This is a genomic window from Falsiroseomonas tokyonensis, from assembly GCF_019024325.1.
In the GTDB taxonomy this organism is placed as follows: Bacteria; Pseudomonadota; Alphaproteobacteria; order Acetobacterales; family Acetobacteraceae; genus Falsiroseomonas; species Falsiroseomonas tokyonensis.
In genome coordinates this window covers 112,893-127,612 of sequence record NZ_JAFNJS010000006.1, presented here as the reverse complement: position 1 = coordinate 127,612, position 14,720 = coordinate 112,893, and the positions used below count along the sequence as shown (strand labels likewise).

General features: G+C 71.5%; 16 protein-coding genes. 6 read left to right on the top strand and 10 right to left on the bottom strand.

All coding sequences use genetic code 11. The annotated features are described in order from the left end of the window. Position 1: 1 nt before the first annotated feature. Genes J3S20_RS19990 through J3S20_RS19980 form a run of 3 tightly spaced genes read right to left on the bottom strand, consistent with a single transcriptional unit; the run spans position 2 to position 2,171 of the window. A complete protein-coding gene (locus J3S20_RS19990) occupies positions 2-1,255 on the bottom strand; it encodes an MFS transporter (protein WP_343215263.1) in 1,254 nt (417 codons plus the stop codon). 6 nt (positions 1,256-1,261) lie between these two features. Continuing rightward, a complete protein-coding gene (locus J3S20_RS19985) occupies positions 1,262-1,639 on the bottom strand; it encodes a hypothetical protein (protein WP_216838275.1) in 378 nt (125 codons plus the stop codon). A 22-nt stretch (positions 1,640-1,661) separates the two neighbouring features. Continuing rightward, positions 1,662-2,171: a hypothetical protein gene (locus J3S20_RS19980; RefSeq protein ID WP_246603050.1), complete on the bottom strand. Its 510-nt coding sequence runs from the start codon at positions 2,169-2,171 to the stop codon at positions 1,662-1,664. Between the two features lie 62 nt (positions 2,172-2,233). On the opposite strand from J3S20_RS19980, the gene J3S20_RS19975 reads away from it, so the two are divergent. Continuing rightward, positions 2,234-3,505 carry an amidase gene (locus tag J3S20_RS19975; protein ID WP_216838274.1) on the top strand — a complete coding sequence of 424 codons (1,272 nt, stop codon included), beginning with the start codon at positions 2,234-2,236 and terminating at the stop codon, positions 3,503-3,505. A gap of 86 nt (positions 3,506-3,591) precedes the next feature. Next, positions 3,592-5,058, top strand: coding sequence for a methyl-accepting chemotaxis protein (locus tag J3S20_RS19970; RefSeq protein ID WP_343215262.1), 1,467 nt, complete (start codon positions 3,592-3,594; stop codon positions 5,056-5,058). 3 nt (positions 5,059-5,061) lie between these two features. Here J3S20_RS19970 and J3S20_RS19965 read toward each other — a convergent pair whose 3' ends face one another. Next, positions 5,062-5,844 carry a helix-turn-helix domain-containing protein gene (locus J3S20_RS19965; RefSeq protein WP_216838273.1) on the bottom strand — a complete coding sequence of 261 codons (783 nt, stop codon included), beginning with the start codon at positions 5,842-5,844 and terminating at the stop codon, positions 5,062-5,064. A 111-nt stretch (positions 5,845-5,955) separates the two neighbouring features. Here J3S20_RS19965 and J3S20_RS19960 point away from each other — a divergent pair, with 111 nt between their 5' ends. Beyond that, positions 5,956-6,339, top strand: a complete 384-nt coding sequence (locus tag J3S20_RS19960) for a hypothetical protein (protein ID WP_216838272.1) — start codon at positions 5,956-5,958, stop codon at positions 6,337-6,339. Continuing rightward, complete coding sequence (locus J3S20_RS19955; protein ID WP_216838271.1) at positions 6,336-7,136, top strand: alpha/beta fold hydrolase; 801 nt, start codon at positions 6,336-6,338, stop codon at positions 7,134-7,136. The genes J3S20_RS19960 and J3S20_RS19955 overlap by 4 nt, the downstream gene beginning before the upstream one ends. Here J3S20_RS19955 and J3S20_RS19950 read toward each other — a convergent pair. Genes J3S20_RS19950 through J3S20_RS19925 form a run of 6 tightly spaced genes read right to left on the bottom strand, consistent with a single transcriptional unit; the run spans position 7,133 to position 12,638 of the window. Next, positions 7,133-8,800, bottom strand: coding sequence for an NTP transferase domain-containing protein (locus J3S20_RS19950; RefSeq protein WP_216838270.1), 1,668 nt, complete (start codon positions 8,798-8,800; stop codon positions 7,133-7,135). The two genes, J3S20_RS19955 and J3S20_RS19950, sit on opposite strands and share 4 nt — an antisense overlap. Further along, complete coding sequence (locus tag J3S20_RS19945; RefSeq protein ID WP_216838269.1) at positions 8,797-9,513, bottom strand: XdhC family protein; 717 nt, start codon at positions 9,511-9,513, stop codon at positions 8,797-8,799. The genes J3S20_RS19950 and J3S20_RS19945 overlap by 4 nt, the downstream gene beginning before the upstream one ends. Beyond that, positions 9,510-9,833, bottom strand: coding sequence for an XdhC family protein (locus J3S20_RS19940; RefSeq protein WP_216838268.1), 324 nt, complete (start codon positions 9,831-9,833; stop codon positions 9,510-9,512). Before J3S20_RS19940 ends, J3S20_RS19945 begins: the two co-directional genes overlap by 4 nt. After that, positions 9,830-11,053, bottom strand: a complete 1,224-nt coding sequence (locus tag J3S20_RS19935; protein WP_343215261.1) for a vWA domain-containing protein — start codon at positions 11,051-11,053, stop codon at positions 9,830-9,832. The genes J3S20_RS19940 and J3S20_RS19935 overlap by 4 nt, the downstream gene beginning before the upstream one ends. Next, on the bottom strand, positions 11,050-11,913 hold the full coding sequence (locus tag J3S20_RS19930; protein WP_216838561.1) for an AAA family ATPase: 864 nt from the start codon (positions 11,911-11,913) through the stop codon (positions 11,050-11,052). Before J3S20_RS19930 ends, J3S20_RS19935 begins: the two co-directional genes overlap by 4 nt. A 29-nt stretch (positions 11,914-11,942) precedes the next feature. Next, positions 11,943-12,638, bottom strand: coding sequence for a CoxG family protein (locus J3S20_RS19925; protein WP_216838267.1), 696 nt, complete (start codon positions 12,636-12,638; stop codon positions 11,943-11,945). A gap of 186 nt (positions 12,639-12,824) precedes the next feature. On the opposite strand from J3S20_RS19925, the gene J3S20_RS19920 reads away from it, so the two are divergent. Then, positions 12,825-14,246, top strand: coding sequence for a sodium:proton antiporter (locus tag J3S20_RS19920; RefSeq protein WP_216838266.1), 1,422 nt, complete (start codon positions 12,825-12,827; stop codon positions 14,244-14,246). Next, positions 14,246-14,716: a nucleoside deaminase gene (locus J3S20_RS19915; protein WP_216838265.1), complete on the top strand. Its 471-nt coding sequence runs from the start codon at positions 14,246-14,248 to the stop codon at positions 14,714-14,716. Before J3S20_RS19920 ends, J3S20_RS19915 begins: the two co-directional genes overlap by 1 nt. Positions 14,717-14,720: the final 4 nt, after the last annotated feature.

Genomic DNA, 14,720 nt, shown 5'->3' with positions numbered 1-14,720 from the left:
CTCAACGGGTCTCCGGCGTCGCCGGCTCCCCTTCCAGCGCCTGTTCCATCCGGCGCAGCCGCGCCACCCCCCAGGCGAAGACGCCGAGGAAGAGCGCCACCGCCACCAACGGCGGCCATTGCAGGCCAAAAATCTCCCCGGCCGCACCGAGCGAGAGCGCCCCCAGCGCCGGGAAGGCGCGGGTGATCAGCCCCCAGAGGCTCAGCATGCGGCCGCGATAGCTGGCATCCGTCGCGCTCTGGATCAGGGTCTGCACGCTGATCCCGTGGATCGAGGCGGTGCCCCCGATCAGCGCCGCGCAGAGCATGCCGAAGGGGAAGAAGCTGGTGGCGACGAAGCCCACCGTCGCCACCGCCTGCGCCAGGGCGGCGAAGACCGCCAGCCGCGTCGTCCCCTCCAGCCGCCCGCGGGAGGCGACCCAAAGGCCGGAGACCAGCGCGCCGATGCCGAAGCAGGCGGTCAGGATGGCCAGGCTTTCCGCGCCGCGGCCGAACAGCCGCTCCACGAAGGGGGGCAGGATCTCCTGCACCCCGCGCAGCAGCAGCGCGCCCAGTGCGGCATAGAGCAGGATCGGCCCGAGGCCCGGATGGCGGGAGGCATAGCGCAACCCCTCCACCACCTCCGCCCCCAGGCTTTTCGAGACCGGGTGGCCGTGCCGCTCCTTCGGATCGACGCGCAGTAGGTAGATGGACAGGCAGGCGAAAAGATAGCCCACGGCATTGCCGGCAATGGCCGGCACCACGCCCCAGGCGGCGATGACGGGGCCGGCGATGGCCGGGCCGATGAAGCGGGCAGTGGCGAAACAGAGCGAATTGGCGGCGACCGCGGCCGGCAGGTCGGGACGGGCGACGATGCCGGGCATCAGCGTCTGCCGCGCCGGCTGGGCGAAGCTGGCGGCGACGCCGCCACACACCTCCAGCACCAGCAGCAGGGTGATGGTCATATGGCCGCTGAAGGTGAAGCCGGCGACCAGCGCCGATTGCAGGGCGATGGCCAGCTGCGTCCACATCGCCAGCTTCACCCGGTCCACCCGGTCCGCGATGGCGCCGGCGATGGGGCTGATGAAGACCGCCGGCGCCAGGTCGCAGAAGGCGACCATGCCGACCCAGAAGGCGCTGCCGGTCAGCTGCCAGGCGAGCCAGGAGACGGCGATGCGCTGCATCCACAGCCCGGTCCAGGCGACCATGGATCCGCTGAAGAACAGCCGCGAATCACGGGTGGAAAGGGCGCGCGCCAGCGCGCCGGAGGATGCCACCCCCGGTCAGCGTCGCCGGCTTGGCGCGCCGGGCGCGGGGGCGGGAGCGGGGGCGGGGGTGGCGATGGGCGTTGCGTTGCGCTGCAGGCATTCGGCGACCAGCCGGTCCCGGTCGATCTGCGCCGCGCCGCGATCCGCCTGCAGGCGGCTGAAGGGGGTGACGGAGAGCGTGCCGAGGCTCGATTCGGTCTCATCCGTCCGCATCTGCTGGCCGCGCTCCCGGTACTGCACGATGCGCGTCGCTTCCGCCCGGCAGGCCTCATAGGCGGCGTCCCGCTGGCCCGCCGCCGGCGGCGGCGGGGCGCTGATCGGCTGCGGCAGCGGCAGGTTGCAGCCAGCCAGGGCCAGGAGGGCGGGCAGCGTCAGGGCGCGGAGCGGGGACATCTCGGGACTTTCGGTCGGCGCGTCAGGCCATCGGGGCCGGAGCGCGGGAAGCGGGCAGGGCGCGGGACAATAGCGCGCGAATCCTATCCGCGTCGAACCTGGCTGCGGTATCCAGCGGCATCACGGCCGCGGCCCGCACCAAAGCGGGATGCAGTTCCACGCCTTCGGCCGTCACGCTGAACAGCCCGGCCATCCAGGCGCTGCGACCCATCACCTCGACCAGCGCCAGCAGCCGCAGGCACAGCGCGAGGCCCGGCAGGGTGGCCAGGTCGGCGCGGCGGTCCACCGCCTCGGCCCAGGACCGCGCATCGCGATCGGCGATGGCCAGCACGATGGCCGCCCCCTGCGGCCCGCGGAACAGCAGGCGACGCACCGGGCCCCATTGGCCGGATTGCGCATGGGCGCGCGCCGCGTCCCAGGCATTCAGCAGCGCGGCGGGGGCGACGGCGGGCAGGGCTTCGGGGGAGATCGGGATGGCATAGGACAGGCTGCCGTCATCGGCGGCGGCCAGGGTGATCGCGGTTTCAGGCATCGGCTCCATTTGGCATCGCGCGGGCGCTTCGCAAACCATCCGTGGCGTGGCGTGATGCGGGGATGACCGATCCCAGCCGCCTGACCGCCACCGAGGCCGCCCGCGCCATCGCCGCCGGCCGCCTGTCCACATCCGAACTGATGGAGGCCTGCCTGGCCCGCGCCGCGGCGCGGGAGCCGGCGGTGCGGGCCTTCATCCACCTCGACCCCGGCCAGGCGCGGCGCAATGCCGCCCGCGCCCGGCCGGGCCCGCTGTCCGGCATCCCCGTGGGCGTGAAGGACGTGCTGGATACGGCGGACATGCCCACCGCCTATGGCTCGCCCATCTGGGCCGGGCATCGGCCGCGCGGCGATGCGGCGGCCGTCGCCGCGGCGCGCGCCGCCGGCGGCGTGGTGATGGGCAAGACCGTCACCACGGAATTCGCCACCCGCCATCCAGGCGCCACCGCCAATCCCCACAATGTCGCGCATACGCCGGGCGGATCCTCCTCCGGCTCCGCTGCGGCGGTGGCGGATTTCATGCTGCCGATCGCCTTCGGCACCCAGACCGCGGGCAGCATCGTCCGCCCGGCGGCCTATTGCGGCGTGGTCGGCTTCAAGCCCAGCTACGGCACCTTCCACCGCGGCGGCATGAAGGTGTGTTCGGAAAGCCTGGACACCATCGGCCTCATGGCCCGCAGCCTGGCCGATTGCGCCCTGGCCATGGGTGCGATGACCGGCCGCGACTATCCGGACCCGGAGGCGAAGCGCGACCGCCCGCCGCGGCTGCTGCTCAGCCTGGGCCAGGCGCCTGAGGCCGCGGCGCCGGAGACGGTGGCGCTGCTGCACCGCGCCGCGGATGCCGCCCGCAAGGCCGGGGCGGAGGTGGTGGAGGCGCCGCTTCCGGCCGCGTTGGCCGAGGCCGCCGAGCTGCACCCCTACCTGATGAACATGGAAACCCGCCAGGGCTTGGCCTGGGAATACGCCGAGGCGCGCGCGCAGATCTCCCCCGTGTTGCTCGACCGCCTGGACTGGGCGGGCGGTTTCCCGCCCGCCAAGCTGGGCGAGGCCCGCCGCGCAGCCATGGCCGCCCGTGCGGCTTTCCTCGACTGGACCGCCGGCTTCGACGCGGTGCTGACCCCCTCCGCCCCCGGGGAGGCGCCGCAGGGGCTGGGCCATACGGGGGAGGCCACCTTCAACCTGCTCTGGACCCTGCTCTACGGGCCGAATGTGACGATCCCGGCGGGCACGGGCCCGGCCGGCCTGCCGCTGGGGGTGCAGCTGGTCGGGCGGATCGCGAAGGATCCGGCGCTGATCGCCACCGCGCGCTGGCTGCAGGCGGCGCTGGACGGGTGACAATGACCAAGCTGTAAGGTCGGAAAATTAAGTGGCGGGAAAGATCGAAAAGGTAAGTCAGCACCTGTCCCCCACAGGAGCGCGACGTGTTCCTTCGACCCCACCGCCCCGACCGCACCAGTGAACGCCTGGCCGCGCTGGATTGCCTGCGCGCCAAGATCATGATCGCCGATGCTGATCTGAACATCATCTACATGAATCCGGCCGTCACCTCGATGATGGCTGAGGCCGAGGAGGAGCTGCGGCGCGAACTGCCGCGCTTCAGCATGGCGACCCTGCTGGGCAGCAATATCGACGTCTTCCACAAGACGCCGGACCACCAGCGCCGCATGCTGGCCGCGCTCGACAAGCCGCACGCCGCCACCATCCGCATCGGCCAGCGCGTCTTCGACCTGCTGGTGACGCCGATCGGCGAGGCCGGCCGCCGCGCCGGCTTCGTGGTGGAATGGGAGGATGCGCACCACAGGCTGCTGAACCTGGACTATGCCGCGCAGATCGCCGCGATCGGCCGCGCGCAGGCGGTGATCGAATTCACCATCGACGGCACCATCGTCGGCGCCAACGAGAACTTCCTGGCCACCATGGGCTACCGGCTGGAGGAGATCCAAGGCCAGCACCACAGCATTTTCGTCGAGCCCGCCTATCGCAGCTCCGCCGACTACAAGGCCTTCTGGGACGCGCTGCGATCCGGCCGGCACCTGGCGGCGCAGTACAAGCGCATCGCCAAGTCGGGTCGGCCGGTGTGGATCGAGGCGTCCTACAACCCGATCCTCGACCATCATGGCCAGGTGACCAAGGTGGTGAAATTCGCCACCGACATCTCCGGGCAGGTCGAGCTGCTGGACAAGCTGCAGGAGAATATCCAGCAGGTGGACCAGGAGGTCGGGCGGTCCAATGCCGGGGCGCTGGCGGCCAAGCAGGCGGCGGGCACCGCGACCGCCAATGTCGCCTCGGTCGCCGAAAGCGCCGAGCAGCTGGCCCAGTCCATCCGCGTGATCTCCGGCAGCATGGTCGCCTCCCAGGCCGCGACCGATGCGGTCTTCCAGCAGGCCGCCCGCGTGGCGTCGGAGACGGAGGGCCTGGCCAGCGCCACCCAGGCGATGAGCGGCATCGTCGCCCTGATCCGCAGCATCGCCAGCCAGATCAACCTGCTGTCGCTGAACGCGACGATTGAGGCCGCGCGCGCCGGGGAGGCCGGCAAGGGCTTTTCCGTCGTCGCCTCCGAGGTGAAGAACCTGGCGGTGCAGGCGGCCCAGGCGACCGAGCAGATCACCAAGGAGATCGACAGCCTGCAAAGCCGCTCCGCCAGCGTGGCGCAGGCCGTCATCAGCATCCGCGAGCAGGCGACCACGGTGCGCGACCAGGTGAGCCATGCCGCCGGCGCTGTGGAAGAACAGGCCAGCGTCACCCAGGGCATGTCCGGCAGCGCGCAGGGCGCGGCCTCCGCCGTCGGCGCCGTGCTGGACAGCGTGGCGGAGATGGAGGCGGCCGTCGGCAGCGTCTCCGCCGCCGTGCGCAAGACCACCGATGCGGCGCAGGTGCTGGCGCGCTGAGCCTCAGCTGAGCCGGCGGAGCCTTTCGGCCGTTGCTTCATCCGCCGGGTAGAAGGCCTCGATCGCGAGCTCGGACAGCGTCACCTCCACCGGCGTGCCGAATACGGTAGTGGTGGAAAGCAGGGCCAGCCGCCCCTCCGGGCTGTCCAGCAGCAGCGGCACGGCCAGCCCGCCGGGGGCCAGAGCCGGCTTGGTGGGCGCGGCCTGCGGCGGGGCGGGCAGGGCGCGCAGCTCCGCCAGCAGATCGGCAAGGGTGGCATCGCCGCTCGCCTCCACCTGCCGGTGCAGCCGCTCCAGCACATGGGCGCGCCACTCCGCGAAATTGGCGATGCGCGGTGCCAGGCCGCCGGGCGCCAGGCTGAGGCGCAGCACGTTGACGGGCGGCGCGAGAAGGGCGGCATCGGCGAGGCCTTCCAGCAGCCGCGGCACCAACGCATTCGCCGCCACCAGCTGCCAGTGGCGGTCCACCGCCAGCGCCGGATTGGGCGCCTGGGCGTCCAGGATCAGCTGCACCGCCGCCCGCACCCCCTCCGGCGCCGCCTCCTCGCGATAGGCGGGGGCATAGCCGGCGGCGAGCAGCAGCGTGTTGCGGGCGCGCAGCGGCACCTCGAGCTGCGCGGCCAGGCGCAGCACCATCTCCCGGCTCGGCCGGGCGCGGCCGGATTCGACGTAGCTGAGATGCCGGGTCGAGATCTCGGCATCGAGGGCGAGGTCGAGCTGGCTACGGCGGCGGCGCTGGCGCCAGTCGCGCAGCAGGCTGCCGATCGGGGGATGGGTCGCGGACATGCGGCGATCCTAGGCCGGCTTGGTGTCGGCTTCCCATGACCTGCGAGGTTATCGCGCGGCGGCGGCCGGTGGGTGTTGGGTGGGCACATCGAAATCCAAGGGAGAGACCCGATGACGATGCTGAAACTGGCGCTGCTCGGCGACGCCGCCGCCTGCGCGGCCTCCGGCCTGCTGCTGGCCGGGGGCGCAGGCCTGCTGGCCGCACCACTCGGACTGCCGGAGGCGCTGCTGCGCGGCGCCGGGCTTTTCCTGATCCCCTGGGCCTGCCTGGTGGCGCTGGCCGGCCTGTCGGCCGCGCCGCGGCGAGGCGCGGTGCTGGCCATCATCGTGCTGAACGCGCTCTGGGTGCTGGACAGCCTGCTTCTGGCGGCGGGCACCTTCGGCCTGGCACCGAGCCATCTGGGCCAGGCCTTCATCCTGGTTCAGGCCGCGGTCGCCGGGGGCTTCACCGCCCTGCAGATCCTGGCGCTGCGCCGGGCGGCGGTGGCGGCATGATCCGCACGCGGGATGGCGTCGCCCTGTTCCATCGCGAAATCGGCCGGGGCGCGCCGGTGGTCTTCCTGGCCAGCTGGTCGCTGCCGAGCGACAGCTGGTTCCAGGCGATGCAGGCCGTGGCGGCGGCCGGGCTGCGCGCCGTGGCCTATGACCGGCGCGGCCATGGCCGGTCGGAGGATCCCGGCCGCGGCTGGGACTACGACACCCTGGCCAACGACCTGGCCGATGTGCTGGCCGCGCTCGACCTGCGGGAGGTCACCCTCGTCGCCATGTCCGGCGCGGCCGGGGAGGCGGTGCGCTTCCTCACCCGCCATGGGCGGGACCGCGTGGCGCGGCTGGCGCTGATCGGCCCGACGACGCCGCTTCTGCTGCAGCGGCCGGACAATCCGGAGGGCATCCCGGCCGAGGCGCTGGTGGCATTGCGGGCGGAGCTGCGCCGGGACTTTCCCGACTGGCTGGCCCGCAACGCCCGCGCCTTCGGCGGGCCGGGGCCAAGCCAGGCCATGCTGGACTGGATCCGCGGCCTCGCCCGCCAGGCCAGCCTGCCCTTCCTGCTAGGCTTTCACCAAAGCCTGGCGGAGACCGATTTCCGGGCGGAGCTGCGCGCGCTGGACCTGCCGGTGCTGGTGATCCAGGGCGATGCCGATGCGACCTGCCCGATCGAGCTGACCGGCCGCCCGACGGCCGAGCTGGTGCCGGGCGCGCGCCTGCTGCTGCGGCCCGGCGCGCCGCATGGGCTGATCGTCAGCGATCCGGACTGGCTGGCGGCGGCGCTGGTGGAATTCGCGACCGGCTAGCGCTTGCCGGCGAACTCCGGCAGGCCCTTCAGGCTCTCCGTCGTGTCGAAGTCGCGCAGCACCGCGTCGCTGGCCATCTCCACCGCCACCATGCGGTCGGCATGCTTCGCGGCCAGGTGCCGCGCGCCGATGTCGCCGGTGATGGCCAGCATCTCGCCCAGGAATTCGCGGGACCAGAGCATCGGGTTGCCCTGCTTGCCGCGGAAGGTGGGCTGCACGATGGCGCGGCTTTCCTCCGGGTCGAAGGCGGTCAGCAGCCGGTCCAGCATCGGCGCGGTGACCAGCGGCATGTCGCCGAGGCAGACCATGATGCCCTCCGCCTCCGCCGGCACCGCGGCCAGCCCGGCCTTCAGCGAGGCCGAGAGGCCGTCGGCGTAGTTCTCCGCATGGGCAAACAGCACGGGACGGCCGGCCAGCGCCTCCTCGATCCGCTCCCGCTCATGCCCTGTCACCACGATGACCGGCGCGGCGTGGGAGGCGAGGACATTGTCCACCACCCGCAGAATCATCGGCACGCCCTTGGCATCCGGCACCAGCAGCTTGTTCAGCGGCGCCATGCGGCGGGACCGGCCGGCGGCCAGCACCAGGGCACAGACGCTGCGCGCCCGGCGCGGCGTTGAATTCAGCGGCGGGGTGCGCGGGGCCTCGGCGCGGGGCAGGGGGCGCTGCTCGATCTCCTTCAGCAGCCCGCCGACGCCCATGCCCATCACGTCCTTGGCCGTGACCTTGCGGCCGGCGAAGATGCGCGCCAGCACCCAGTCGAAACCGTTCAGCTTCGGGCTGCGGGCGCAGCCGGGCAGCACGAGCGCCGGAACGTCCCCCACCCGGCCCAGGCAGATCAGGTTGCCGGGGTCCACGGGCATCCCGAAATGCTCGATGACGCCGCCGGCGCGGATGATGGCGCTGGGGCCGACATCGCGGCGGTCCACGACGGCGGAGGCGCCGGCGATCAGCAGCAGCTCGGCGCCGGCGCGCTTCAGGCGGGTCAGCGCCTCCGCCACCGGGCCTTCCTCATGCCGCACGCGTTCCACCGGCAGCAGCGTGCCGAGCAGGGCGCGGATGCGCGTCTCGGTCGCCTCCACCGCGCCTTCCATGACGCTTTCCTTGATGCCCGGCAGCTCCGTCAGCACCAGGCCGACGCTGAGCGACTGGAAGGGCTGCACGGTAAGCGCCTGGCCCGGCCTGCGGCCGCGCGCGATCGCCTCCACCACCGCCAGCACCCTTCCGGGCACGGCGAAGGGGATGATCTTGATGGTGGCCAGCATCTCCTTGGTATCGACCACAGAGTGGTTTGGCAGGGTGGCGATGGTGATGCTCTCATCCACCGCATTGATCCGCTCGATCAGCGCGGCATCGAGGGTGAAGAGGCCCGGGCTTTCGGCAAACAGGTTCACCCGGCCGGTGGCGGCGCGGGACCGGGCGATGAGGGGCGCCATCAGCGCATCGGCGATGCGGTCCGCCGCCTCATCCTCCGGCACGTCGCCGGATTCGAGGCGGGCGGTGATGACATCGCGCCGACCGGCCTCGCGCAGCGCCGCGATCGCCTCCTCGTCCAGCACGATGCCCTTCTTCAGCACCTTGGTCGTGCCGCTGCCGGTCAGGCGGACGGTATGGGCGAGGATGGCGCCGCGCGCCTCCTCCAGCGGGGTGGGGCCGAAGTTCATGTCTTGTCCGACTTTGGCCCACGGGCGGTTTCAGATGCCGCTCCGCGGCGGGCGGCGACGATCTGGGCAAGGATGGAGACCGCGATCTCGGGCGCCGTGACGGCGCCGATATCGAGCCCGACCGGCGCATGGATTTTCGACATCTCCGCCTCGCTAAGGCCGGCTTCCTTGAGGCGTTCCAGGCGCTTGGCATGCGTCCTTCGACTGCCGAGGCAGCCGATGTAGAAGGCCGGGCTGCGCAGCGCGACTTCCAGCGCCGGGTCGTCCAGCTTCGGGTCGTGCGTCAGGGTGACCACGGCGGTGCGGGTATCGGGGGCCAGCGCCGTCATCGCCTCATCCGGCCAGTCGGAGGAGATCGCAACCTCGGCGCCCAGGCGTTCCTCCGTGGCGAAGGCGCGGCGCGGGTCGACCACGGTGACGGCATAGCCGAGGCGGGCGGCCATCGGCACCAGCGCCTGGGCGATATGAACTGCGCCGACCACGATCAGCCGCAGCGGCGGGTTCTGCGGCTGGATGAACCAGGGCGCGCCATCCTGCTCCGCATTGCGGGCCTTGTCGGCGCGCAGCGCGGCCTCGGCCTCGGCGGCCAGCGCCTCCGGCACGGCATCATCGGGGAAGAGCAGCTGCGCGCCGCTATCCAGCCGCGTCAGCAGCGCCACGGGGCGCTTGACGTCGCGCGCCGCGGTCAGCCGGGCGAGAAGGTCCGGCGTCATCCGACCTTCTCGACAAAGACCTTCAGCTTGCCGCCGCAGGCCAGGCCGACTTCCCAGGCGCGATCGTCCGAGATGCCGAAGTCCAGCAACTGCGGCGTCCCGGTCTGCATGGTCTGCTTCGCCGCATCCGCCACCGCCCCCTCGATGCAGCCGCCCGAGACGCTGCCCTCCATGCGGCCGGAGGCGGTGACCACCAGGCGCGACCCGGCCGGCCGCGGCGAGGACCCCCAGGTCTCCACCACGGTGGCGATCGCCACATCCTCGCCCGACGCGCGCCAGGCGGCGGCCGTCGCCAGGATGTCTTCGGAATCGGCGCTCATGCCGCGCTCCTCATTCGGCCGGCGCGCGGGTCCGACAGGACGGAGACCAGGTCGCGCAAGCTCGTCAGGTTATGGACCGGGCGGAACTCATCCACGTGCGGAAGCATCGCCCGGATGCCCTGAGATTTGGGCTGGAAGGCGGCGTAACGCAACAGCGGGTTCAGCCAGATCAGCCGGCGGCAGCTTTTCTGCAGCCGGTCGGTGGCCTCCGACAGGCCGCGCGCCCCCTCCCGATCCAGCCCATCGGTGATCAGCAGCACCACGGCGCCCTGGCCGAGCACGCGGCGGGACCAGAGGCGGTTGAACAGGTCGAGCGAATCGCCGATGCGGGTGCCGCCGGACCAGTCCGGCACGGCCTTGGCCACCGCCTCGAAGGCCACTTCGGCATCACGGTGGCGCAGCTGGCGGGTGACGTTGGTCAGGCGGGTGCCGAAGAGGAAGGTGTGCACGCGGTCGCGGTCATTGGCGATGGCGTGCAGGAAATGGATCAGGATCTGCGCGTAGCGGGCCATGGAGCCCGAGATGTCGCAGAGTGCGACCAGCGGCGGCGGCCGCACCACGCGGCGCCGGCGGGCGATGTCCAGGATCTCCCCGCCGGTGCGCAGACTTTTCCGTGTTGTAGCGCGCATATCGGCCATCGGTCCGCCGGTGTCGGTGCGGAAGCGGCGGGTGGGGCGGGCGTCGAGCGGCAGGACGAGTTTGGAGATTTCGCGCTTGGCTGCGGCCAGTTCGGCGGCGGACATCGCCTCGAAATCCATGCTCTGCAGGCGCTCGCGCTCGCTGACCGTGAAGGTCATGTCGACCCGGTCCTCGGGCGGTTCCTCCGGCGGTTTCGGAGGCTTGGGCCGGTCGCCCTGCATGGCTTCCGCCAAGCGGCGATCGGCGGGCTTCGGCTTGGCGGGTTCGGTGACGCCCTCCATCAGCGCCATGGCGGCGGCATGCCGGCCTGCTTCCGGATCGCGCCAGAACAGCCCGAAGGCCTGGTCGAACAGAAAAAAGTGCTCGTGCCGGTGCACCATGGTGGCGCGCAGCGCGGCGTGCAGCTGGGCGCGGTCGCCGATCTCGACCGCGGTCAGGGCCTCGGCGCCGGCCAGCATCTCGGTCGGGCCGACCGGCAGGCCGGCGCGGCGCAGCAGCCGGCCGAAGGCGAGCAGATTGGCCGCCAGCGCGCCGCCCGGCCCCGCCTGCGGCAGCAGCAGCGCGCTTTTCGGCGGGATCACGCCGCCGCCGCCCCCTTGGCCTCGGCCACCAGCCGCGCCGCCTCCGCGCCGCGGATGCGGGCGATGTCGTCCTGGTACTTCAGCAGGGCGCCCAGCGTCTCATCCACCAGGGCCGGCTCCAGCTCCCGCGCATCCAGCGCGGAGAGTGCCGCGGCCCAATCGATGGTCTCTGCGACGCCCGGCGGCTTGAAGGTGTCGGCGCCGCGGACGGCCTGGACGAAGGCGACCACCTGGGCAGAGAGCGCATCCCCCACCTGCGGCGCGCGGATCTTCAGGATGGCGCGCTCGCGGGCGGCGTCGGGGTAGTCCACCCAGTGATACAGGCAGCGCCGGCGGATCGCGTCATGCACCTCCCGCGTCCGGTTGGAGGTGATGACCACCACCGGCGGGGTCGCCGCCTTCACCACGCCGAGCTCGGGGATGCTGATCTGGAAATCGGCCAGGATCTCCAGGAGAAAGGCCTCGAAGGGCTCGTCGGCGCGGTCCAGCTCGTCGATCAGCAGGACGGCCGGCGCGCCCTCCAGCGCATCCAGCAGGGGGCGGGATTGCAGGAAGCGGCGGTCGTAGATGCCAGCCTCCAGCGAAGCGCGGTCCGTCGCGGCACCGCTGGCCTCGGCCAGGCGGATCGCCATCAGCTGCCTGGCGTGGTTCCACTCATAGGCGGCGGAGGCGAGGTCCATGCCGTCATAGCATTGCAGCCGCACCAGGCGGCGCGGCAGCTGGGCGGCCAGGACCTTGGCGATTTCGGTCTTGCCGGTGCCGGGCTCCCCTTCCAGGAAGATCGGCCGGCCCATGCGCAGCGCCAGGTGGATGGTGGTGGCCAGCTGACGGTCGGCGACATAGCCGCCCCCCGCCAGCATCCGCTGCGTGGCAGCGACGTCGGCTGGGATCACGTGAGGAAGATGAGCGCGAGGACGACGATCATCGCCGCGCCGCCCAGCCAGACCTGGGCGGGGAAGCCCATGAAATCCTGGGTGAGCAGGCGCAGCGGCAGCGGCATCTGCGCCGGCGCCGGATTTGGCCGATGCACGGCACCGCCCGGCGAGACGCCATCGGCGCCATGCTGGGTGATCGGCGCCGGCGCGCCGGGCTCGGCCAGGTATTCGGTATCCGTCCCTGCCACGGCCACCGCCTCGGGCGCTGCCGGCTGCAGCTGGGCGGCGAACCGGTCGAAGAACTGGTCGGCCATGGACTTGGCCGTGCTGTCGATCAGCCGCGCACCCAGCTGGGCCATCTTGCCGCCGACCTGCGCCTTCACGTTGTAGCGCAGCAGGGTGTCGGACGGGCCGAGTTCCTCAAGCGCCACATCGGCGCCGCCCTTGGCGAAGCCCATGGCGCCGCCCTGGCCCTCGCCGGAGATGGTGTAGGATTCGGGCGGCACGATATTGGACAGCAGCACCTTGCCGCCGAACTTGGCGGACATCGGGCCGAGCTTCATCGAGACCTTGGCCTGGAACTGGTCGTCCCCGATCCGCTCGACGCTTTCGCAGCCGGGAATCGCCGCCTGCAGGACGGCGGGGTCGTTCAGCGCCTCCCAGACCTTTTCCCGAGGTGCGCCGATGCGCCGTTCGCCGGACATTTCCATGCGTGAGGTCTCCGCTTTGCAGCCGCGGAAGTTAGGCGCGGGAGGCCGGCGCGGAAAGGGCAGGGGCGAGGGAAGGTGATACTGGGCCGCTTTTCCCGGCCTGGCGGGGCAGGGCCACGGGATCGTGACGCGCTGCGGCTGAGCGGTTAAGCCTTGGGGCGGGATGGCCGGAACGGGGGGTCTTGGATGAGCGTGATGATGGCGCGCGGCCTGCGCATGGCGGCCGGCCTGGCGATGGCCGCACTGGTGCCGGCCCCTGCCTGGGCCGCGGGGGTGCCGGGGGCGGAGCTTTCGCTGGCCTGGGGCATCCCCTTCGTCGGCATCCTGCTGTCCATCGCGCTGATGCCGCTGCTGGCCGGCCATCTCTGGCACCACCACTATGGCAAGATCGCCGCCCTCTGGGCCGCGCTGTTCCTGCTGCCCTTCGCGGCCGTCTTCGGCGCCGGCGCCGCCTGGTACCAGTTCGCGCATGTCATGGTGCTGGAATACGTGCCCTTCATCGCGCTGCTGCTGGCGCTCTATACCGCGGGCGGCGGGGTGCTGCTGAAGGGGTCTCTGGTCGGCACACCCACGGTGAACACCGCGCTGCTGGCCATCGGCACCATCCTGGCCAGCATGATGGGCACCACGGGCGCGGCCATGCTGCTGATCCGCCCGGTGCTGCGCGCCAATGCCTTCCGGACCCGCAAGACGCATACCTTCGTCTTCTTCATCTTCCTGGTGGCCAATATCGGCGGCAGCCTGACCCCGGTGGGCGACCCGCCGCTGTATCTCGGCTTCCTGCGCGGCGTGTCCTTCTTCTGGCCGACCACGCATCTCTTCGCCGAATTCGCCACCTGCGTGGTGATCCTGCTGGCGGTCTACTGGGTGCTGGATACGCTCGCCTGGAACCGGGAGAAGCCGGTGCCGCCGGTCGTCGCCAAGGAGGCGGTGGGGCTGGAGGGTTGGCTGAACGTCTGGCTGGTGCTGGCCATCGTCGGGGTGGTTATCGGCATGGGCTATGTGAAGCTGGGCAGCATGAACGTGCTGGGCCAGGTGATGGAGGTGGAGCGGGTGGTCGGCATCCTGCTGTTCCTGGCCATCACCGCCATCTCCGTCGCCTTCACCAGCCCGGCGCTGCGGGAAGCGAATGGCTTCGCCTGGGGCGCGATCCTGGAAGTGGCCAAGCTGTTCGCCGCGATCTTCGTCTGCATGGCGCCGGTGCTGGCCATCCTGCAGGCCGGCAGCCAAGGCGCGGCGGCGGGCTTGGTCGCGCTGACCTCCACCCCCGATGGCGCGCCGATCCCCTGGGTGTATTTCTGGATGACCGGGGTGCTGTCCAGCTTCCTCGACAATGCGCCGACCTACATCGTCTTCTTCGAGCTCGCCGGTGGCGATCCGCTGACGCTGATGGGGCAGAAGGCGCTGACCCTGGCGGCGATTTCCTGCGGCGCGGTCTTCATGGGGGCGAACAGCTATATCGGCAACGCGCCGAACTTCATGGTGAAGGCGATCGTCGAGGAGAATGGCGTGCGCATGCCGTCCTTCTTCGCCTATTGCGGCTGGGCGGTGGTCTTCCTGGTGCCGCTTTTCGTGCTGATCACCCTGATCTTCTTCCGGGGCGCCTGATGGACGACGCAGGTTTCATGGCCCTGGCCCTCGCCCAGGCGCAGACGGGGTTCGAGGAAGGCGGCGTGCCGGTGGGCGCGGTGCTGGTGGGTGTGGAGGGGCGGCTGCTGGGGGCCGGGCGGAACCGCCGGGTGCAGCAGAACGACCCGATCGCGCATGGCGAGATGGACTGCCTGCGCCGGGTCGGCCGCCTGCGCAGCTACGCCGGCACCACGCTCTACACCACGCTCACCCCCTGCATGATGTGCACCGGCACCATCCTGCAATTCGGCATCCCTCGCGTCGTCATCGGCGAGAACCGCAGCTTTGCGGGGAACGAGGGCTTCCTGCGGGAGAGGGGGGTGAAGGTGACGGTGCTGGACGACCCTGCCTGCGCCGCGCTGATGCAGCGCTTCCAGCGCGAAAGGCCGGAGGTCTGGGCGGAGGATATCGGCGAGGTGCCGGAGACCCCTCCAACTGGGCAAAGCTAGCCGC

Coding starts and splice junctions, on each gene's coding strand:
- J3S20_RS19985 (WP_216838275.1), bottom strand. CDS start 1,639: ATGTCCCCGCTCCGCGCCCTGACGCTGCCCGCCCTCCTGGCCCTGGCT.
- J3S20_RS19980 (WP_246603050.1), bottom strand. CDS start 2,171: ATGCCTGAAACCGCGATCACCCTGGCCGCCGCCGATGACGGCAGCCTG.
- J3S20_RS19975 (WP_216838274.1), top strand. CDS start 2,234: ATGACCGATCCCAGCCGCCTGACCGCCACCGAGGCCGCCCGCGCCATC.
- J3S20_RS19965 (WP_216838273.1), bottom strand. CDS start 5,844: ATGTCCGCGACCCATCCCCCGATCGGCAGCCTGCTGCGCGACTGGCGC.
- J3S20_RS19960 (WP_216838272.1), top strand. CDS start 5,956: ATGACGATGCTGAAACTGGCGCTGCTCGGCGACGCCGCCGCCTGCGCG.
- J3S20_RS19955 (WP_216838271.1), top strand. CDS start 6,336: ATGATCCGCACGCGGGATGGCGTCGCCCTGTTCCATCGCGAAATCGGC.
- J3S20_RS19950 (WP_216838270.1), bottom strand. CDS start 8,800: ATGAACTTCGGCCCCACCCCGCTGGAGGAGGCGCGCGGCGCCATCCTC.
- J3S20_RS19945 (WP_216838269.1), bottom strand. CDS start 9,513: ATGACGCCGGACCTTCTCGCCCGGCTGACCGCGGCGCGCGACGTCAAG.
- J3S20_RS19940 (WP_216838268.1), bottom strand. CDS start 9,833: ATGAGCGCCGATTCCGAAGACATCCTGGCGACGGCCGCCGCCTGGCGC.
- J3S20_RS19930 (WP_216838561.1), bottom strand. CDS start 11,913: ATGCTGGCGGGGGGCGGCTATGTCGCCGACCGTCAGCTGGCCACCACC.
- J3S20_RS19925 (WP_216838267.1), bottom strand. CDS start 12,638: ATGGAAATGTCCGGCGAACGGCGCATCGGCGCACCTCGGGAAAAGGTC.
- J3S20_RS19920 (WP_216838266.1), top strand. CDS start 12,825: ATGAGCGTGATGATGGCGCGCGGCCTGCGCATGGCGGCCGGCCTGGCG.
- J3S20_RS19915 (WP_216838265.1), top strand. CDS start 14,246: ATGGACGACGCAGGTTTCATGGCCCTGGCCCTCGCCCAGGCGCAGACG.